This window comes from Sphingomonas hankookensis, from assembly GCF_001619955.1.
GTDB lineage: Bacteria > Pseudomonadota > Alphaproteobacteria > Sphingomonadales > Sphingomonadaceae > Sphingomonas > Sphingomonas hankookensis_A.
Genome location: NZ_LQQO01000003.1, coordinates 37,520 through 55,486 on the forward strand (window position 1 = coordinate 37,520; position 17,967 = coordinate 55,486).

Below are 17,967 nucleotides of genomic sequence, written 5' to 3' on the forward strand. Positions count from 1 at the left end.
CCTGTCCGATCGGCGTGCGTCGCATGAAAATCCTTTTTGTTGAGGATGATGCGATGAATCGTCGTGTCGTCCGCGACATGCTCGACGTGGCCGGGGCGGCCATGGTCGAGGCGGACAGCGCAGAGGCCGGGTTGCAGCGGATCGAGGAGGGGGACTATGACCTCGTCCTGCTCGACCTGCGCATGCCCGGCATGGACGGCTTCGAGGTGATCCGGCGGGTGCGCGCGCGGGACGACGCCAAGCGGACGCTGCCGATCGTGGTCGTTACCGCCGATACCGCGATCGACCTGACCCAGCGGTGCATCGCGGCCGGGGCCGACGAGGTGCTGTTCAAGCCCGTGGCGATGGACGCCTTGTTCGATGCGATCGGCCGAATCGTCGCCGGTCGCGCAGGGGGCGACCTGATCTTCTGAACCCTGCCGGTTTGGCTTGCCCGCGCGGGACAGTCCTGTTAGGGGGATTCGTCACGCCGCAGCCATGCTTCGGCGAACCCTATTCTATTGCGATAAAGACCCGGAGTTTACCGACCCCATGCAGATCATCGTCCGTGACAACAATGTCGATCAGGCCCTTCGTGCGCTGAAGAAGAAGCTGCAGCGCGAAGGCGTGTATCGCGAGATGAAGCTGCGCCGTCACTACGAAAAGCCCTCGGAAAAGCGCGCTCGCGAGCGTGCCGCCGCCGTTCGTCGCGCCCGCAAGCTGGAGCGCAAGCGGATGGAACGCGACAGCGCACGGTAAGTATCGAATCGGGTCGCGGGTCATCCGACCGGCGGCCTTGTTTGATCCATGCGATGCGGCGCACAGGCTGCGCCGGAAGAGGTTTCGATGTCGGTCACTGCCGTTCCGCTCCGTCCCGTCAAGCAGCGTCATATCGTCTGGATATGGGTGGGGATCGTCTTGGCCCTGCTGCTCGCGGCCGGATTCGCCTGGGCCGGCACGCGCAGCGGCACCGATTCGTTCCTCGCCAGCAACGCATCGCGCTCCGGCGTCGTGACGACCGCCAGCGGCCTGCAATATGAAGTGCTGACCAAGGGTAGCGGCCCGACGCCGACCGACGCCGACGTCGCGCTGGTCAACTATGTCGGCAAGTTCACCGACGGCACCATCTTCGACCAGAGCCGCCAGCCGACGCCGATGTCGCCAAAGGGTGTTGTCCCGGGTTTCGGTGAAGCGATCAAGCTGATGCCGAAGGGGTCGAAGTACCGTTTCTGGCTGAAGCCCGAACTCGGCTATGCCGCGCCGCGTCCCGAAGGCGCGCCGCCGATGTCGCCGGAAGTCGAGAAGCTGTCGAAGCAGGTGCTGGTGTTCGATGTCGAGATGCTCGACTTCATTCCGGAAACGGTGCTGCAGCAGATTCAGATGCAGCAGATGATGCAGCAACAGCAGGGCGGCGCTACGCCCCCGCCGGGCGCAGTCTCGCCGCCGGCCGGCCGCTGAACCAGCCTCCGAACGAATCGCAGACGGCGCCGGTAGTACCGGCGCCGTTTTCGTTTGGGGTGCTGCGGGGGCGGGGCGCGAATGGCTGGTTTACGCGTGGCCGGTGCCGGTTATCGCGCGCTGCCGTCGATGTGGCGTAGTCTGATTGGCGGACGGGCGCTCTGGAACAGGTGCTAAGGCTCAGGGGCCGATCCGCCTTGTACCAAACGTTCGTGTAAGGGCGATCGAAATTCCGCCTGGTTCTTGCCCATGGCAGGAGCCGCGAGAGGCTCCAGCCCTCGCTGGAGCGACGGTTTCGCGCAGAAGGCCGAATGATACGGTCTCGGGCGCTGGTCGCATACTCCGCATCAGTACATTGCCGACATGATCCTCCGAGAGTTGGACGGTCGATCGTCGCGATCATGTCGGTGTCCAGAACCGGATGCGCGCCGCAGGGCACCCATCGCGCCTGCCGCATTTCGTGCTATTCGCACGCCATGGCTTTCCGCATCCCGTTCCGCCGCGTTCCCGGCCAGACTTCCCATGTGCTTCGATCGACGGCGCTGCTGGCAACGCTGCTGACGATCGGTGCGGCGCCCGCGGCTGCTCCCGCCGATACGGCCACGTTGGAGGCACTGCGTGCCGCCGATTTGCGGCTGGGTGCGATCGGGTATCGCCTGGCGACGGCGAACGCCGCGCTCTGCAGCGATGTGGCGCCGGTGCCGGGCATCGTGGTCCATGCCATCGACCAATATGCCGAATCGGAGCAACCGGCCGCGCGTACGGCGTTCGGCTTTGCGACCGGCGTGGCGGTGGAGGGGGTGGTGCCCGACAGCCCGGCCGCCCGGGCCGGACTGCACGCCGACGATACGATCGTCAGCGTCAACGGACAGCCGGTTCCGGTCGCCGATGGTGCCGGTCATGTCCGCACCCGCGACGCCATGGTCGCGCTGATCGACGCCCAGCCGGTCGACCGGCCACTGACGATGGTCGTGCGACGGGCAGGAAGCGACCGCAGCGTCGCCATCGCGCCGTCACTGGGATGCCGCACGCTGTTCGAACTACGCGTCGGCACCACCATGGATGCGGTTGCCGACGGGCGGCTGGTACAGATATCGAGTGCGTTTCTGGACAAGCTGGCTGATCCGCAACTCGCGGTGGTCGTCGCGCATGAACTGTCGCACAACATCCTGCGCCATCATGCGCGGCTGGATGCCGCGCGGGTCAGCCGAGGGTTGCTGCGTGAACTGGGCCGTAACGGGCGACTGCACCGTGCGACCGAGGACGATGCCGACCGACTGGGCGTGCATCTGTTGCGGAACGCCGGGTGGGACCCGCAGGAGGCGGTCCGGTTCTGGCGGGGGCCGGGCGCGCGAATCGATGGCGGGATCTTTCACAGCAGAACCCATTCATCCGCGTCCAAACGCGCCCAATTGATTGCGGCGGAACTTGCCGCGCTGCCAAAGGGCGCACCCATTCCCTATCGGCCGCCAGTGCTGTCGACGCGCGATCAGCCGCTGCAATAGGTTCGAGCGCAGCCGAATCGTAACAATATGTTGCCACTATTGTTTTTGGCGCAGGAACTAACGCGATCTTAACCTGTTCCCGGCCAGTCGTTCGCGCGACCATTCTGGTCTTGATGGCCCAACGGCTGATCGCGAACGGAACGATAGGACTTGCAGGTGGCGTGCTGCTGTGCAAAGGGCGATCCGACGTAAAGTTTTGCAAGGGAGTGTAGAAATGGGTTTTGCCAAGAAGATGCTGATCGCGGCCTCGGCCGTGTCGATGACCGTTGCTCCGACGATCGCCAACGCTGCCAACGCTTCGAAGCTGTCGGTTGCTCGTGCGTCGGCTCCGGCTGCCAAGGGTGAGAAGCTGGCCGGCGGCGGCGTGATTGTCGCGATCCTGGCCGCTGCTGCCGTCGTCGCCGGCATCGTCGTCGTCGCCGACTCGGACAGCGATTCGGACAGCAACTGATTGTCCGCGCGGGTAACCGCGCCGCGATCTGTTGAAAGGGCGTCCCTCACGGGGCGCCCTTTTTCGTTATGGTGATGGTTGGTCGGACCGGCAGATGTCGGCTCCGGTGGCGACGGGCGTGTCGAGCAGGTGGCTCCGAAGCGGGGCGCCGTCTCGGCAAGCGGTCGACGCCCTTGCTGATGGAAGCACGAAGCGCCGAGCGCCTGCCTTTGCCGTGGCGGCGGCTACAGGTCAGCGGGTCCGGCCCCGGACGAAGCTGGCCGGGGCCGGCAACGCTGAAACGAATTGGAACCCGGTCGCCGCCGCGCCGAATCAGTCGACGCTTGCGCCGGTTCCTTCGGGACAATGGGTCGTCAGGAATCGCCGCGTTTCACCCGACAGGGCGAGGGCGGTCAGTCGGCCGGTGCGATAGGCGCCGGTATCGATTCCGATCCGGTTGTCGCGAAGGTCGGGCTGGTCGGTGACGGTGTGGCCATGGACCACGAACCGTTCATGGTGCCCGCGATGGTCAAGGAACGGCGCGCGGATCCAGCGCAGGTCCGACGACTTCTGATCGGCCAGCGCGACGCCGGGGCGGATGCCGGCGTGGACCATCACATAATCGCCGATCACGATGCTGTCGGGCAGCGACCGCAAAAAATCGAGATGGACCGGCGGCACATGGTCGCGGATCAGGCGCTGAACACCCTTCAGGTCCTCGCGCTCATAGGTTTCGTCGTCGACGCCGTAGCTGAGCAGCGTCTCGCGCCCGCCGGCACGGTTGAAGATGCCCAGCGCTTGCCGTGCGCCGTCGGCGGCTTCGAGGAGCAGTTCCTCATGGTTGCCGCACAGGCAGTGGACGTCGGGGCTGGCCGCGCACAGCGCCATCACCCGGTCGACGACGCCGCGCGAATCGGGACCGCGGTCGATCAGGTCGCCGAGAAAGACCAGAGTAACGCGGCGATCGCCCCGTTCGGGATCGGCATCGATCTGCGCCAGCAATTGCTCGAGACAGTCGAGCCGGCCGTGGATATCGCCGATCGCATAGACGACGCCGTCATCGGGTACGCGGGGAGCGGGGGCTGCGGATCGGCGAAAGAGCTTGGAAAAGACCATGATGCGCCAAGGCCTCTAGGCGAAAGGGGTGGCACGATCAATAAAGCGCCGGGTTTGCCAATCGGCTGACATCGTTCTATTGCGGCGCAGCAATTTTCAGGGATGGAAACGATGACGATCAAGAAGGTACGCAAGGCAGTCTTCCCCGTCGCCGGCTTGGGCACGCGGTTTCTTCCCGCGACCAAGTCGATGCCGAAGGAAATGTTGACCGTCGTCGACAAGCCCCTGATCCAGTATGCCGTCGAAGAGGCGCTGGAAGCCGGGATCGAACAGATCATCTTCGTCACCGGCCGCGGCAAGGGCGCGCTGGAGGATCATTTCGACGTTTCCTACGAACTGGAAGCGACGATGAAGGCGCGCGGCAAGTCGATGGCGCTGATCGAAGGCATCCGGCAGAAGCCGGGCAGCCCGGTCTATGTCCGCCAGCAGGAGCCGCTGGGTCTCGGCCATGCGGTGTGGTGCGCGCGCGAGATCGTCGGCGACGAGCCGTTCGCGGTGCTGCTGCCCGACGAACTGATGGTCGGCGGGTTCCTGAAGCAGATGGTCGACGCCTATAATCAGGTCGGCGGCAACGTGATCGGCGCGCTGGAAGTGCCGGACAGCGAAACCGACAAGTACGGCATTATCTCGCCGGGCGCGACCGACGGCCGGCTGACCGAAGTCACCGCGCTGGTCGAAAAGCCCAAGGGCAAGGCGCCGTCGAACCTGATGATTCCGGGTCGTTACATCCTGCAGCCCGAAGTCATGCAGATTCTCGATTCGCAGGAGCCGGGTGCGGGCGGTGAAATCCAGCTGACCGATGCGATGGCCAAGCTGATCGGCAACCAGCCGTTCCACGGCTTCACCTTCGACGGCAAGCGGTACGACTGCGGCGACAAGGCCGGTTGGGTGCAGGCGAACATCGCGCTGGCGCTGGCGCGCGCGGACATCGGTCCGGCGGTGCGGGCCTTCGCCGAGGAAGCGCTGGCCAAGTAAGGAACAGGGCGGGGGCCGAGGCTCCCGCCGCTACAGGGTGACCAGCCGGTCATCCCCGAGGGTCGCGAGCAGGTCGATCAGACCGCCTGCCGCGACCCTTTGCGTGTCGGCGGACAGGCCGGCGAGCGCGAGGCCGGTCTGGCACGCGATCAGGTCCACGCCGCTGTCGGTCGCGATGGCGCGGAGGTCGTTCAGGTTTGGCAGGCCTTCCGGCGCGGCGGCATCGGTCACGAGCAACTCGACTGCCTTTTCATGCAGATAGACTCGGGCGCGTCCGCCGAGCGCGGCGGCGGCGCAGGCCGTGGTCAGCGCGGCGCGCAGCCGGTCCGGGTCGGGACCGGCGACGACAACCGTCAGCCCGCGCATCGGCAGCCGGGATCCTTGGGCAGGGTCAGGGTGCGGAAGCGGAAGGCGAGCAGGTCGGCGATCAGCAGCCTGCCCGCGGGGTCCTCGCCGAAGCCGATGATCGCGCGCATGACCTCCAGCGCGGCCATGCTGCCGAGGATGCCGGTGAGGGCGCCCAGCACCCCCTGGTCGGCGCAGCTGGCGTCGGCGCGCGCGGGGTCGTTGCCGACGAAGCAGCGATAGCAGGGGAGGTGCGGTTCCCAGCCGCGGAACACGCCCAATTGCCCTTCGAACTGGCCGACAGCGGCCGATATCAAGGGGATACGGGCGGCGAGGGCGGTGTCGGCGACGGTGAGGCGGGTTGCGAAGTTGTCGCACCCGTCGAGTATGGCGGAGGCGCCGGCGAGCAGATCGGCGGCGTTGGTGGCGTCGATTCGGACGGAGTGTGGCTCTACTGCGACGAACGGATTGATCCGGGCGATGGCGGATGCTGCCGCCGTGACCTTTTGCACGCCGATGTTGTCACCGGTGAACAGCGTCTGGCGTTGCAGGTTGCTGGCATCGACCCGGTCGTCGTCGATCACGACCAGCGTGCCGACCCCGGCCGCCGCAAGATATTGCAAAGCGGGCGATCCGATGCCGCCCGCGCCGATCACGACCACGCGCGCGGCCTTCAGCGCAGCCTGTCCGGCACCGCCAACTTCGCGCAGGACGAGGTGGCGGGCGTAGCGATCGAGTTCGGCGTCGGAGAAGGTCATTCGGCCCAGTCGAACAGCAGCACGGCGCGATACCAGTTACCCGCGCCGACGAAGCGAGGCACGAGATTGCCGCGCGCATAGCTGACCACCAGCCCGGCGGCATATTGTTCGACGGTCGGGCAGTTGATCGCGCGGGGGATCGTCGCGCGGACGACATGATCCTCGCCGATCAGCACCGCGACATCGACCTGCACCTGCAGGCGGCCGCCGACCGGGGCGGGGCGGGGACAGCCGGTCCGGCGCATTTCGGACTGGACGAAGGCGGTCATGCGCGCCGTCGGATGCGGGGTGCGGCGATAGGGCAGCGGCGGCAACGCGCTCCAGTCGATCGGCGACCGGGCCAGCGGCGCAGGCTGCGGCGCGATGGGCGGCGACGGTGCGACCAGAGGCGACGCCTGCACCAGCTGGGCGGTAAGGCCGAGCAGGGCGAAGGGCATCATCGGCCGGTCGATCCGAACCCGCCCGCCCCGCGAACGGTATCGTCGAGCAGGTCGACTTCGGTCAGGGTGGCGCGGATCACCTCGGCCGGGACCAGCTGTGCGATGCGTTCGCCACGCACCACGCGGAACGGTTCCTGCCCGAGATTGGCGAGGATCACCTTCACCTCGCCGCGATAGTCGCTGTCGATCGTGCCGGGGGTGTTGAGACAGGTGATGCCGTGCTTGAGCGCCAGGCCCGAGCGCGGGCGCACCTGTACCTCATAGCCCTCCGGAATCGCCATGGCGAAGCCGGTGGCGACGGCGTGACGTGCGCCGGGGGCCAGTTCGACATCCTCGGCGGCAACGACGTCCATCCCCGCCGCGCCGGCGGTGGCATAGGCGGGCAGCGGCAGGCCGGCACCATGGGGCAGGCGGAGGATCTGCAGCGCGATCACGGGGTCACCATCGCGTTCCGGACCGGTACGGGGGCGGGGTCGGCGGACATGCGGCGCACCGCGTCGATCAGGTCGGGGTCGTCGAGCAGGTCATGGCCGCGTCCCGGCAGCACGCGATAATCGGTGGCGATGCCGCGCAGTGCCAGTGCCTCTGCATAGGCGCGCGAGAAACGCTGCGGCGTCTCGCTGTCGTTGGCACCGACCAGCAGCGCGACGCGGGTGACCGGGGCGACCCCGCCGACCGTCATCAACGGGTCGAAGCTGTCGACCGGCGTGGCGAAGCCGCCATGGCCCTGTTTCGCGCGGAACTTGCGCCATTCGGGTAACATGCACGGACAGCCGGCGAGCACGACGCCGTCGACCAGCCCGGGGCGGAGGCCGACCAGCGCCGCCGCCATCGCCGCGCCGCCCGATTGCCCGACGAGGATCGTCCGCGCCTGGGGATAGCGATCCCGCCATCTCCTGATCGTATCGGCCACCGCTGCGATCCGGTCGGCGGTGTAGCTGTCGCCGCCGGTGCCGCCGCGCGATCCGGGGGAATGATTGCCCGCATCGTCATGATAGCCCGGCCGCAGCAGCGCGATGGCGCGCGCGTGCGGGATCGCGTCGGCCAGTCGGTGCGCGGCACCGGTGAAGGTCGCCGGAACCGCGCCGTCGCCATCGCCATGCAGCAAGACGACCAGCGTGCGGACGTCGCGCGGCGCGGCGGGGCCGAAGCTCTGCCCGGCCAGGGCAGGCGCGGACGGTGCGGAGGACGTGCCATGCGTCGCACATCCGGCGGCGGCGAGCAGGAGGAGGGGGCTAAGCCAGCGCATCGGCAATCCTGTCGGCCAGTCGACCGGCGACGTCGCTCTTGGGCGCATCGGCCCAATGGTCGATGCCGTCGGCGGTGACGAGGTGGACGCTGTTGCGGTCGCCACCCATCACATCGCCCGATACGTCGTTGGCGACGATCCAGTCGGCATTCTTCGCGATCCGCTTGGCGGTGGCATGCGCCAGCACGTCGTCGGTTTCCGCCGCGAAGCCGACCAGCAGCCGCGGGCGACGCGGGCTTTTGCCGAGCATCGCGAGGATGTCGGGATTGGGCAGCAGCGTCAGGGTCGGCGGGCCGTCGCCCTTCTTCAGCTTCGATGGCGCGGCCTCCACCTGCCAGTCGGCGACGGCGGCGACCATCACCGCCGCATCGGCCGGCAACGCCTGCGCAACGGCGTTCGCCATGTCGCGCGCTGATTCGACATTGACGCGGTCGACGCCCCCGGGCGTGGGGAGGGTCACCGGACCGGCGATCAGCGTCACCCGCGCCCCGCGCGCGGCACAGGCGGCGGCGATGGCAAAACCCTGTTTCCCCGAGGAACGGTTGGCGAGGTAGCGGACCGGATCGATCGCCTCATGCGTCGGGCCGGCGGTGACGAGCACATGCCGTCCGGCCAGCGTCTGTCGCGCAGCGGGCGCGGTCAGCGATTCGATCGCGGCGACGATCGCCGCCGGTTCGGGCAGGCGGCCGGGGCCATATTCGCCGCACGCCATCGCGCCCTCGTCCGGGTCCATCACGCTCACGCCGTCGCCGCGCAGCGTCGCGACGTTGCGGACGGTCGCGGGATGCTGCCACATGCGCACGTTCATCGCCGGCACGGCCAGCACCGGCTTGTCGGTCGCGAGCAGCAAGGTGGTGGCGAGATCGTCGGCGACGCCGGCGGCCATGCGCGCCATCAGGTCGGCGGTGGCAGGTGCGACCACGACCAGATCGGCCTGGCGGCTGAGCTGGATATGGCCCATCTCCGCCTCGTCCTTCAGGTCCCACAGGCTGGTATGGACCGGCTGTTCGCTCAGCGCCGCGAGCGTCATCGGTGTCACGAACTGCGCGCCGCCATCGGTCAGGACACAGCGGACGCTGTGCCCGGCCCCGCGCAGCAGGCGGATCAGCTCGCACGCCTTATAGGCGGCGATGCCCCCACCGACGATCAGCAATATGCGTGTCATCGGGTAATCCTCTGCACCCGAACGCGCCGCCTGTCGAGCAACGTGCGCGTCAGATCGCGCAAGGCATCGGGCAGAAAGGCCATGCCGACCAGATAGGCGGGCGCGGCGATCAGTACCCAGTGAAAGCTGTCGGTCCGTGCGAATGCCGCGATCAACAGGGCAAAGACGCCGAACGTCGCCGCCGCGCGCACGCCGACCGGCCCCGGCGCCGCCGCCCAGCCGACCAGCGCGAGCATCGCCAGCGGCGCGCCCAGCCACCAGGGCAGCATGGTCAGCGCGGTCGAGCGCGCCATGCCCGATGCGAACAGCGCGGGGCCGTGCCAGCCGCCCCAGGCAGCGGCACTCATGTCGAGCGGCCCCGACACCATGGCGATCGCGCGGGCGTGGAGCGACAGGATGGCGACGAACAGCAGCAGGATCGCACCCCATGCCAGCGCCTCGCGCCGCTGCCGCCCGACCAGCGCGGCGAGAAGCATGACGACGGCATAGAGCGCGGCAGTCTCCCGAATCAGCATCGCGCACAGTGCCAGCGCGACGGCCTCGATCCAGCGATCGGCACGCCGGATGGCGAGCGACCATGCGACCAGCAGCCCGGCCCACAGCTCATGGAAATGGACCAGCGCCGGCTGGACGAAGGCGACCATGCCGCCGGCGAGCAGGAACAGCGCGGTGATGCGCGGCGGGCCGCGATCGAACCAGTCGCCGATCCGCCGGGTCCAGGCGAAACCGGTCGCGGCGGCGATCAGCACCAGCAGCACGACCGACACCATATCGGGCAGGGCCGCCTGAATCACGGTCAGCGTCGGCAGGCGGACGGCGGTGAACGGGCGCAGCGGATAGCCGGCTGCACGAAATTCGGTCGCGATGACGCCGTAATAGTCGCCGCCGCGCCGCAACCCGTCGACCACCGCGCCGTAGAGGCCGAGGTCGCCCTGTCCCCCGGCGCGGGTGCCGACGTCCTCGACCGGCCGCATCCATGTCGTCAGCAACAGGGCGATGCCGAGCAGCAGGAGCATCAGCGCCATGGCCGGCCGCACTCCTGCGAACCGGGTGGGCGACGACAGCCACAGCGGTGGCCGCGGGCGGATCATCCCAGCAGCTGTACCAGCGCCGCGCCGGCCGCTCCGCTCGCCAGGGCGACGAGGCCATAGCGCCAACCGCCGCCGACCTTCACCACCGCGATATCGGGCAGCGGCGGAGAGGGCGGGGCGCCGCCGGGGGCGGGATAGCGTGCCTCGATATTGCGGATCAGGTCGGGCAGCCGGGCAAAGGTGCGCAGGTCGGTGACGATGCGGTCGGCGACCATCGCCTCCGGCCCCAGCTCGTCGCGAATCCAGCCGCGCACGAACGGCGCCGCCGTCTCCCACAGGTTGATATCGGGATCGAGCGCGGTCGCCACCCCCTCCACCATCACCATCGTCTTTTGCAGCAGCAACAGGTGCGGCTGGGTCTGCATGTCGAAGTCGCGGGTGATGTTGAACAGCGAATCGAGCATCATGCCGACCGACATGTCCTTGACCGCCAGGCCGCGCATCGGTTCGCCCACCGCGCGCAGGGCCGTCGCGAATTCGGCGACATTGTGGTGCGCCGGCACATAGCCCGCTTCAAAATGGATTTCGGCGACGCGCTTATAGTCGCCGGTGATGAGGCCGTAGAGAATCTCCGCCAGCCACACCCGCGCGCGCCGGTCGATCCGGCCCATGATGCCGAAATCGATCGCGGCGATGCGCCCGTCGGGCAGGGCGAACAAATTGCCCTGGTGCATGTCGGCATGGAAGAAGCCGTCGGCGATCGCCTGTCGCAGAAAGGCGCGGACGAGGCGGGTCGCCATCGCGTTCAGGTCGTGTCCGGCGGCGATCAGCGCGGGGCGGTTCGACAGCTTGATCCCGTCGATCCATTCGGTGGTCAGCACCTTGGACGTGGTGCGCTGCCAATCGATCGCGGGGACGGTGAAGTCGGGCTCGGCCTCCATGCCGTCGGCCAGTTCGGAGGCAGAGGCGGCTTCGCGACGCAGGTCGAGTTCGCGCGCGGTCCAGCGCTTCATCGTTTCGATGACGAGACGCGGGCGTAGCCGCTTCAGCTCGCCGCCCATCGCCTCCAGCCGGGCGGCGGCCCATTCATAGGTGTCGATCGCGTCGAAGAACTGCGCCTCGACGCCCGGCCGCAGCACCTTGACCGCGACGCGGCGGCCATCGGTGGTGATCGCGCGGTGGACCTGCGCGATCGAGGCGGCACCGACCGGGCTTTCCTCGATGGAGGCGAACAGCGCTTCGATCGGCTGGCCCAGGCCCGATTCGATCGCCGGGCGCACCACGTCCCAGGGCAGCGGGGGCAGGGCGTCCTGCAGCGACAGCAGATCCTGCGCGACCGCTTCGCCGACCAGATCGGGGCGGGTGGCGAGCGTCTGGCCGAGCTTGATCGCCGCCGGGCCCAGCGCGGCGAACGCCTCGGCATAGCGCGGGGTCTTTGGCACGCGCGCCCCGAACCGGGCGAGACGGACCACGCGGCGCAGGCGCGGCGGCGTACGCGGGTTACGCTCGATATCGATCAGCGCACCGTGGCGCGCCAGCGTGCGGCCCCATTTCAGGATGCGCCAGGTGTGGGTGAGCGTCGAGGTCATGCTGCCTTTGGCCCTGGACCCCCGCCTGCGCGGGGGTTTGATGCCTTCGGCATCAAATCTTCCACCCGCTATGAATCGCGACCAGCCCGCCCATGATCGGTTCGACCCGGGTGCGGATGAAGCCCGCATCGGCGATCATTCGCTCGAAGGTCGGCATGTCGGGAAAGCGCCGGATCGATTCGATCAGATAGCGATAGCTGTCCTCGTCATTCGCCAGCAGCTTGCCGAGCTTCGGCACCAGCTTGTGCGAGTACTGATCGTACACGTCCGCAAAGCCCGGCCAGGTGACGGTTGAGAATTCGAGGCAGAAGAAGCGCCCGCCGCGCTTCAGCACGCGGTGCGCTTCGCGCAGGGCCTTGGGGATGTCGGTCACGTTGCGGATGCCGAACGCGATCGTGTACGCATCGAAGCTGCGATCGGCGAAATCCAGCGTCTCGGCATTCTGTTCGGACCAGACGAGGCCGTCGATCCCGCGCTTTTCGGCGCGTTCCATGCCGACGCCCAGCATCGCCGGGTTGATGTCGGCGACGGTGATGGCCGCGCCGTGCTTCGCCATGCGGAACGCGATGTCGCCGGTGCCGCCGGCCATGTCGAGGATCGATTCGCCCTTGCCCGGCTTCACCCGCGCGACGAACCGGTCCTTCCACAACCGGTGCATGCCCCCCGACATGGCGTCGTTCATCAGGTCGTAGCGCGCCGCCACGCTCGCGAACACATCGCCGACGCGCCGCGTCTTCTCATCGGGGGCTACGTCTTCGTAACCGAAGGATACCGTGTCGTTCATGGGCACAGCCCTAGCCGCGCCTTGTGGCGGGGGCAAACCGAACCTAGCTTTCTTTGCACCAAGGGGCGTACCGTCCCGATCGTCAGGATCCCATGCCCGAACTGCCCGAAGTCGAAACCACCGTCCGGGGCCTCGCCCCCGTGCTGCACGGCCAGCGGCTGACCCGCGTCGTCGCCAACCGCGCCGACCTGCGCCGGGCGATGCCGGTCGATCTGGGGCAAAGGCTGACCGGGGCGACGGTGACCGGTCTTTCGCGCCGGGCCAAATATGGGCTGATCGATACCGATCGCGGCGACAGCTTCATCTTCCACCTCGGCATGTCGGGGCGCTGGCGGGTCGACCCGGAGGAGCCGCTGGTCCACGATCATCTCGTGCTGGAAACGGCGGCGGGGCGGCAGGTGGTGCTGAACGACCCGCGCCGCTTCGGTTCGGTCGACCTGATGCCGACCGCCGAGGTGCCGGCATGGCCGCCCTTCGTCGCGCTCGGTCCCGAGCCGCTGGGACCGGACTTCACCGCCGAACATCTGGAGCGGCGTTTCGCCGGGCGGATCGCGCCGGTGAAGCTGCTGCTGCTCGACCAGCGGATCGTTGCGGGACTCGGCAATATCTATGTCTGCGAGGCGCTGAACGTCGCACGAATCGCCCCGACCCGTCCCGCCGGACAGATCGCACCGGAACGACTCGCGGCGCTGGTCGACGCGACTCGCGCGGTGCTGCTCTCCGCGATCGAGGCGGGCGGATCGACCTTGCGCGACTATGCCCGGCCGGACGGCGAACTCGGTTATTTTTCCAAGCAATTCCGGGTCTATGGCCGCGAAGGCGAGCGGTGTCCGTGCGGCGGCATGGTCGAGCGCCGGGTGGATGGCGGGCGCTCCACCTTCTGGTGCCGGACATGCCAGCAATAGTTGACCGCGCGGGCTTAAGCGTTTAAGGGGCGCACCTTCTCCGGTCGGGATCTGCTCGATCGGCACCAATCATTTGCGAGAGTCGAGGACGGCATGGCGAATACGCCACAGGCGAAGAAGCGTATCCGGCGCAATGCGCGTCGTGCGGAAATCAATGGTGCGCGCGTCGGCCGCATCCGTACCTTCGTGAAGAAGGTCGAAGCAGCGATCGTCGCCGGCGACCGCGAAGCAGCCACCACCGCGCTGGCGAACGTCCAGCCGGAACTGGCCCGTGGCGTCGCCAAGGGCGTGCTGCACAAGAACACCGCGAGCCGCAAGTTCTCGCGTCTGACCAAGGCCGTCGGCGCGATCGCCTGATCGCTCGGCCATTGTCGGCAAGCAGGATACCCCGTCGGCGTCAGCGCCGGCGGGGTTTGTTGCGTTCGGCCTATGCCAAGCGCGGTATGGTATCGATGCCGGCCAACCATCCCCAAATTGGTTCCGCGAAGCCGCGTCGAATCAAGCCTTTGGGAAATGGCGGAAATCCTAGGATTCCGCTGATTCACGGCGCGAACTTGCGCTTAACATATTGTTATTGAACCATAAAAAAGAAATCCGACGCATTTCTGCGGCTGGGGGCGTGTCAACTGCCTTTATTTCGGTTTGATGACTTGATCGAAGCGCATTCCGGTTCCTAAACAGCACTCCCCGACGCACTCGTGGCGAGCAGGGGCCCACGCGAATCTTCGCGTGCGACCGACGCTTCGGCGCGGTCGAGGGGGGATTTTTAGACGACGGACCGACAGGGCCGGGAGGCATGCTTCCCGGCGCGGGAGAGGTATGTTTCAGTGACGATGCCGGTGGATCATGAACAGGTGGAGGTGGCAGCGGCTTGGGCCCGCGTGCGCCAGAACCTGCGCGTGTCCGCCGGGCAGCGACTGTTCGACCGGTGGTTGAAGCCGATGGAGCTGGTCGCGCCCGATGGCGACGGCGTGGTCCGCCTGACGCTGCCATCGGCCTTCATGACCGATTGGGTCCGCAACCATTATGCCGAGCGCCTGGCGCATGAATTCCGTGCCCAGCTGCCCCATGTCCGTGACGTCACCGTCGAAACCGCCACCGCCTTGCCCACCCGAATCGTTCCGCCCGCTCCGTTGTTCGATTCGGCACCGGCCGAAGCGCCGTTGCCGCTGATGGCGGCCGCCGCCGCCGCACCGATGCCCGCCATGCCGCAGCGTGCCCCGGCCGAGCGTCCGGCGTTCGACCCGCGCTATCGATTCGACCGGTTCGTGGTCGCCCCGTCGAATCGCGTGGCGTTCAACGCGGCGAAGGCGCTGGCCGAACCGGGCGTGCCGCGCTTCAGCCCGCTGTTCCTCCACAGCGCCACGGGCCTCGGCAAGACGCACCTGATGCACGCCATCGGCCATGCGTTCCTCGAGGCCGATCCGGGCGCGAGCGCAGTCTATCTGCCGGCCGAGCGGTTCATGTTCGAATTCGTCGCGGCGATGCGCGCGCGCGACACGCACAGCTTCAAGGCCCGTTTGCGCGGCGTCGACCTGCTGATGATCGACGACCTGCAGTTCGTCGCCGGGAAGGACGCCACGCAGGAGGAATGCCTCCACACGATCAACGCGTTCATGGACGCGGGCAAGCGGGTGGTGATCGCCTGCGACCGGTCGCCGGCGCTGCTCGACGGGATCGACCCGCGGCTGCTGTCGCGGCTGGGCGGCGGTCTGGTCGCCGATATCAAGACGCCCGAGACCGAGCTGCGTCACGAAATCCTGGCCGCCAAGCTGGCCGAGGTGCCGGGTACCGCGGTGCCGGAGGATGTGATCGACCTGCTCGCCGGGCGAATTCACGGCAGCGTGCGCGAGCTGGAAGGCGCGCTCAACCGCCTCGTCGCCTATGCCTCGCTGACCGGTGAGACCATCGACATGGCGTTCGCCCATGCGACGCTGGGCGAGATGCTGGCGGGGCCGGCCAAGCGCGTCACGATCGACGATATCCAGCGTGCGGTATCAGCGCATTTCGAGGTGAAGCAGCTCGACCTGGTATCGGCCCGCCGCGCGCAGGTGATCGCGCGGCCGCGGCAGGTGGCGATGTATCTCGCCAAGCGGCTGACGACCCGGTCGCTGCCGGAGATCGGCCGCAAGTTCGGCAATCGCGACCATTCGACCGTGATCCATGCGGTTCGGCGGATCGAGGAACTGCGTGGGGTGGATCGCGAAATCGACGCAGCGGTCCGCACGCTGATGCGCTCGCTCGAGGGCTGAAGCCCCTTACCCAACGCCCCTGCCGTTTGCTTCGAGCGCAGGTTCGAGCCTGTCGAGAACCGAAGTCGAGAAGGGGCTGCCCCAAACGACCAAGTTCTCGACAGACGCTTCTCGACAAGCTCGAAGCTGCTCGAACCGAACGGATTGCGGGGAAGGGGGCAGAAGGGTTCACGCGGAGGCGCGGAGAGTGTGCGCGTCGGGCAAGCGCTTGCCGCGGCAGCAGCCTCATCTCTAGGGCTATCGCTAGCGCAAGCATCTCCCGATCGCGGAGGAGGTGCCCCGATCGCACTCCCTCCGCGCCTCCGCGCCTCCGCGTGAACCCAATTTCTTACGTAACGACGTCCGGCTCGTTCCGCCCGGTGTGCTGCTTGATCGAAGCAACCGTCTCCGCAGCCGCCACCAGCGGGGCCAGCGCATCGCCGGTCTGTTGCGCCAGATCGCCGTCCGCCGGTTCGTAGCGTTCGATATAGACGCGCAACGTCGCGCCCTGCGTGCCGGTGCCCGACAGGCGGAACACGATGCGCGATCCGTCGGCGAACAGGATGCGGATGCCCTGCTTGCGGCTGACCGAGCCATCAGTGCTGTCGTGATAGGCGAAGTCGTCGGCCTCCGAGACGGTCAGGTCGCCGATCGTCGTGCCAGGCAGCGTCACCAGACGCTCACGCAGCGACGTCATCAGTGCGTCCGCGCCAGCCTGCTCGACGCCTTCATAATCGTGGCGCGCATAGTAATTGCGGCCATAGCGCGCCCAATGGTCGGCCATGATCTCGGCCACCGGCTGACGCCGGACCGCCAGGATGTTGAGCCACAGCAGGACTGCCCACAGGCCGTCCTTTTCCCGGACATGGTTGGACCCGGTGCCCGCGCTCTCCTCGCCACAGATGGTGACAAGGCCGGCGTCGAGCAGGTTGCCGAAGAATTTCCAGCCGGTCGGGGTTTCGTACAGCGGCACGTCCAGCGCCTGCGCCACGCGGTCGGCGGCGGCGGAGGTCGGCATCGAGCGGGCGATGCCGGCAATGCCGTCCTTGTAGGCGGGGGCGAGGTGCGCGTTGGCCGCCAGCACCGCCAGCGAGTCGGAGGGCGTCACGAAAATGCCGCGCCCGATGATCAGGTTGCGGTCACCGTCACCGTCCGATGCCGCGCCGAAATCGGGGGCGTCGTCGCCCATCATCCGCTCGTACAGTTCATGGGCGTGGACGAGATTGGGGTCGGGGTGATGGCCGCCGAAATCGGGCAGGGGGGCGCCGTTGACGACGGTGCCGGGGGCGGCACCCAAGCGACGCTCGAGGATCTCGGTCGCATAGGGGCCGGTGACCGCGTGCATCGCGTCGAACGACAGGCGGAAGCCGCCGGCGATCAGGTCGCGGATCGCGGCGAAGTCGAACAGCCCTTCCATGCATTCGGCATAGGCGGTGACGGGGTCGATTACCTCGACGGTCAGGCCGTCGACCGTCGTCTCGCCGAGCGTGTCGAGGTCGATATCGGTCATGTCGCTGATGACGTAGCGGTCGATTTCCAGCGTACGGGCATAGAGCGCGTCGGTGAAGCTCTCCGGCGCCGGGCCGCCGTTCGAGACATTGTACTTGATGCCGAAATCCTCGTCCGGGCCGCCGGGATTATGGCTGGCGGAGAGGACGAGACCGCCGATCGCGCCGCGGGTGCGGATGACGTTGGAGGCGGCGGGGGTCGACAGGATGCCACCCTGTCCGACGATCGCGCGGGCAAAGCCGTTGGCGGCGGCCATGCGGATCGCGGTCTGGATGACTTCGCGGTTGAGATAGCGGCCGTCGCCGCCGATCACCAAGGTCGCGCCGTCCTTGCCCTCCACCACGTCGAACACCGACTGGATGAAATTTTCGGCATAGTGCGGCTGCTGGAACACCCGGACCTTCTTGCGCAGGCCGGAGGTGCCGGGCTTCTGGTCGGTGAAGGGCTTGGTTTCGACGGTGCTGGTCACGAACGGCTTCCCCTGTGGTGGGCGTTGCC

Annotated in this window: 20 protein-coding genes; 9 read left to right on the forward strand and 11 right to left on the reverse strand. The window is 67.7% G+C overall.

Annotated features, from left to right (window positions below; all coding sequences use genetic code 11):
* Positions 1-23: 23 nt before the first annotated feature.
* The 5 genes from AVT10_RS03430 (at position 24) to AVT10_RS03450 (ending at position 3,393) form a co-directional block, all read left to right on the forward strand.
* A complete protein-coding gene (locus AVT10_RS03430) occupies positions 24-413 on the forward strand; it encodes a response regulator (RefSeq protein ID WP_066688395.1) in 390 nt (129 codons plus the stop codon).
* A 118-nt stretch (positions 414-531) separates the two neighbouring features.
* A complete protein-coding gene (gene rpsU, locus AVT10_RS03435) occupies positions 532-738 on the forward strand; it encodes a 30S ribosomal protein S21 (protein ID WP_010545388.1) in 207 nt (68 codons plus the stop codon).
* 159 nt (positions 739-897) lie between these two features.
* Positions 898-1,437, forward strand: a complete 540-nt coding sequence (locus AVT10_RS03440; protein WP_332307262.1) for an FKBP-type peptidyl-prolyl cis-trans isomerase — start codon at positions 898-900, stop codon at positions 1,435-1,437.
* A 476-nt stretch (positions 1,438-1,913) separates the two neighbouring features.
* The gene (locus tag AVT10_RS03445) at positions 1,914-2,942 is read left to right on the forward strand and encodes a M48 family metallopeptidase (protein WP_084401288.1); all 1,029 of its coding nucleotides are present in this window, start codon (positions 1,914-1,916) and stop codon (positions 2,940-2,942) included.
* Between the two features lie 214 nt (positions 2,943-3,156).
* The gene (locus AVT10_RS03450; protein WP_198158490.1) at positions 3,157-3,393 is read left to right on the forward strand and encodes a hypothetical protein; all 237 of its coding nucleotides are present in this window, start codon (positions 3,157-3,159) and stop codon (positions 3,391-3,393) included.
* Positions 3,394-3,705: 312 nt separating this feature from the next.
* Here AVT10_RS03450 and AVT10_RS03455 read toward each other — a convergent pair whose 3' ends face one another.
* The gene (locus AVT10_RS03455) at positions 3,706-4,488 is read right to left on the reverse strand and encodes a metallophosphoesterase family protein (RefSeq protein WP_066688400.1); all 783 of its coding nucleotides are present in this window, start codon (positions 4,486-4,488) and stop codon (positions 3,706-3,708) included.
* A 111-nt stretch (positions 4,489-4,599) separates the two neighbouring features.
* Between AVT10_RS03455 and galU the strand changes: the two genes are divergently transcribed.
* Positions 4,600-5,463 (forward strand): UTP--glucose-1-phosphate uridylyltransferase GalU, encoded by an 864-nt coding sequence (gene galU / locus AVT10_RS03460; RefSeq protein WP_066688599.1) that lies wholly within the window; start codon positions 4,600-4,602, stop codon positions 5,461-5,463.
* Positions 5,464-5,493: 30 nt separating this feature from the next.
* Here galU and AVT10_RS03465 read toward each other — a convergent pair whose 3' ends face one another.
* The 9 genes from AVT10_RS03465 to AVT10_RS03505 all read right to left on the reverse strand — a co-directional run bounded on the left by AVT10_RS03465 (position 5,494) and on the right by AVT10_RS03505 (position 12,824).
* On the reverse strand, positions 5,494-5,829 hold the full coding sequence (locus tag AVT10_RS03465; protein ID WP_066688401.1) for a DsrE family protein: 336 nt from the start codon (positions 5,827-5,829) through the stop codon (positions 5,494-5,496).
* Positions 5,817-6,566, reverse strand: a complete 750-nt coding sequence (locus tag AVT10_RS03470) for a HesA/MoeB/ThiF family protein (RefSeq protein ID WP_066688402.1) — start codon at positions 6,564-6,566, stop codon at positions 5,817-5,819. Before AVT10_RS03470 ends, AVT10_RS03465 begins: the two co-directional genes overlap by 13 nt.
* Positions 6,563-7,006, reverse strand: coding sequence for a hypothetical protein (locus AVT10_RS03475; protein ID WP_232307859.1), 444 nt, complete (start codon positions 7,004-7,006; stop codon positions 6,563-6,565). Before AVT10_RS03475 ends, AVT10_RS03470 begins: the two co-directional genes overlap by 4 nt.
* Positions 7,003-7,440 (reverse strand): dUTP diphosphatase, encoded by a 438-nt coding sequence (dut, locus tag AVT10_RS03480; RefSeq protein ID WP_066688404.1) that lies wholly within the window; start codon positions 7,438-7,440, stop codon positions 7,003-7,005. Before dut ends, AVT10_RS03475 begins: the two co-directional genes overlap by 4 nt.
* Entirely contained in the window at positions 7,437-8,255 is an 819-nt protein-coding gene (locus tag AVT10_RS03485) for an alpha/beta hydrolase family protein (RefSeq protein ID WP_232307860.1), read from the reverse strand. Before AVT10_RS03485 ends, dut begins: the two co-directional genes overlap by 4 nt.
* Positions 8,242-9,420, reverse strand: coding sequence for a bifunctional phosphopantothenoylcysteine decarboxylase/phosphopantothenate--cysteine ligase CoaBC (coaBC, locus tag AVT10_RS03490; RefSeq protein ID WP_066688405.1), 1,179 nt, complete (start codon positions 9,418-9,420; stop codon positions 8,242-8,244). The genes AVT10_RS03485 and coaBC overlap by 14 nt, the downstream gene beginning before the upstream one ends.
* The gene (locus AVT10_RS03495; RefSeq protein ID WP_066688407.1) at positions 9,417-10,445 is read right to left on the reverse strand and encodes a hypothetical protein; all 1,029 of its coding nucleotides are present in this window, start codon (positions 10,443-10,445) and stop codon (positions 9,417-9,419) included. The genes coaBC and AVT10_RS03495 overlap by 4 nt, the downstream gene beginning before the upstream one ends.
* 62 nt (positions 10,446-10,507) lie before the next feature.
* Positions 10,508-12,040, reverse strand: a complete 1,533-nt coding sequence (gene ubiB / locus AVT10_RS03500) for a 2-polyprenylphenol 6-hydroxylase (RefSeq protein ID WP_066688409.1) — start codon at positions 12,038-12,040, stop codon at positions 10,508-10,510.
* A 52-nt stretch (positions 12,041-12,092) separates the two neighbouring features.
* Positions 12,093-12,824 carry a class I SAM-dependent methyltransferase gene (locus AVT10_RS03505; RefSeq protein ID WP_066688412.1) on the reverse strand — a complete coding sequence of 244 codons (732 nt, stop codon included), beginning with the start codon at positions 12,822-12,824 and terminating at the stop codon, positions 12,093-12,095.
* A 92-nt stretch (positions 12,825-12,916) separates the two neighbouring features.
* On the opposite strand from AVT10_RS03505, the gene mutM reads away from it, so the two are divergent.
* The 3 genes from mutM to dnaA all read left to right on the forward strand — a co-directional run bounded on the left by mutM (position 12,917) and on the right by dnaA (position 15,981).
* Positions 12,917-13,729, forward strand: coding sequence for a bifunctional DNA-formamidopyrimidine glycosylase/DNA-(apurinic or apyrimidinic site) lyase (gene mutM / locus AVT10_RS03510; RefSeq protein ID WP_066688414.1), 813 nt, complete (start codon positions 12,917-12,919; stop codon positions 13,727-13,729).
* A gap of 93 nt (positions 13,730-13,822) precedes the next feature.
* Positions 13,823-14,086 carry a 30S ribosomal protein S20 gene (gene rpsT / locus AVT10_RS03515; RefSeq protein ID WP_056459222.1) on the forward strand — a complete coding sequence of 88 codons (264 nt, stop codon included), beginning with the start codon at positions 13,823-13,825 and terminating at the stop codon, positions 14,084-14,086.
* 476 nt (positions 14,087-14,562) lie between these two features.
* Positions 14,563-15,981: a chromosomal replication initiator protein DnaA gene (dnaA, locus tag AVT10_RS03520; protein ID WP_066688415.1), complete on the forward strand. Its 1,419-nt coding sequence runs from the start codon at positions 14,563-14,565 to the stop codon at positions 15,979-15,981.
* A 328-nt stretch (positions 15,982-16,309) separates the two neighbouring features.
* Here dnaA and AVT10_RS03525 read toward each other — a convergent pair whose 3' ends face one another.
* Positions 16,310-17,938 carry an alpha-D-glucose phosphate-specific phosphoglucomutase gene (locus AVT10_RS03525; RefSeq protein WP_066688416.1) on the reverse strand — a complete coding sequence of 543 codons (1,629 nt, stop codon included), beginning with the start codon at positions 17,936-17,938 and terminating at the stop codon, positions 16,310-16,312.
* Between the last annotated feature and the right edge of the window lie 29 nt (positions 17,939-17,967).

What these genes read in the sequence shown, in the direction of transcription:
- AVT10_RS03465 (WP_066688401.1), bottom strand. Translation starts at nt 5,829, where the DNA reads ATGCGCGGGCTGACGGTTGTCGTCGCCGGTCCCGACCCGGACCGGCTG.
- AVT10_RS03445 (WP_084401288.1), top strand. Translation starts at nt 1,914, where the DNA reads ATGGCTTTCCGCATCCCGTTCCGCCGCGTTCCCGGCCAGACTTCCCAT.
- dnaA (WP_066688415.1), top strand. Translation starts at nt 14,563, where the DNA reads ATGCCGGTGGATCATGAACAGGTGGAGGTGGCAGCGGCTTGGGCCCGC.
- AVT10_RS03505 (WP_066688412.1), bottom strand. Translation starts at nt 12,824, where the DNA reads ATGAACGACACGGTATCCTTCGGTTACGAAGACGTAGCCCCCGATGAG.
- AVT10_RS03485 (WP_232307860.1), bottom strand. Translation starts at nt 8,255, where the DNA reads ATGCGCTGGCTTAGCCCCCTCCTCCTGCTCGCCGCCGCCGGATGTGCG.
- coaBC (WP_066688405.1), bottom strand. Translation starts at nt 9,420, where the DNA reads ATGACACGCATATTGCTGATCGTCGGTGGGGGCATCGCCGCCTATAAG.
- AVT10_RS03450 (WP_198158490.1), top strand. Translation starts at nt 3,157, where the DNA reads ATGGGTTTTGCCAAGAAGATGCTGATCGCGGCCTCGGCCGTGTCGATG.
- AVT10_RS03455 (WP_066688400.1), bottom strand. Translation starts at nt 4,488, where the DNA reads ATGGTCTTTTCCAAGCTCTTTCGCCGATCCGCAGCCCCCGCTCCCCGC.
- galU (WP_066688599.1), top strand. Translation starts at nt 4,600, where the DNA reads ATGACGATCAAGAAGGTACGCAAGGCAGTCTTCCCCGTCGCCGGCTTG.
- AVT10_RS03470 (WP_066688402.1), bottom strand. Translation starts at nt 6,566, where the DNA reads ATGACCTTCTCCGACGCCGAACTCGATCGCTACGCCCGCCACCTCGTC.
- mutM (WP_066688414.1), top strand. Translation starts at nt 12,917, where the DNA reads ATGCCCGAACTGCCCGAAGTCGAAACCACCGTCCGGGGCCTCGCCCCC.
- ubiB (WP_066688409.1), bottom strand. Translation starts at nt 12,040, where the DNA reads ATGACCTCGACGCTCACCCACACCTGGCGCATCCTGAAATGGGGCCGC.
- AVT10_RS03430 (WP_066688395.1), top strand. Translation starts at nt 24, where the DNA reads ATGAAAATCCTTTTTGTTGAGGATGATGCGATGAATCGTCGTGTCGTC.
- rpsT (WP_056459222.1), top strand. Translation starts at nt 13,823, where the DNA reads ATGGCGAATACGCCACAGGCGAAGAAGCGTATCCGGCGCAATGCGCGT.
- rpsU (WP_010545388.1), top strand. Translation starts at nt 532, where the DNA reads ATGCAGATCATCGTCCGTGACAACAATGTCGATCAGGCCCTTCGTGCG.
- AVT10_RS03495 (WP_066688407.1), bottom strand. Translation starts at nt 10,445, where the DNA reads ATGGCGCTGATGCTCCTGCTGCTCGGCATCGCCCTGTTGCTGACGACA.
- AVT10_RS03475 (WP_232307859.1), bottom strand. Translation starts at nt 7,006, where the DNA reads ATGATGCCCTTCGCCCTGCTCGGCCTTACCGCCCAGCTGGTGCAGGCG.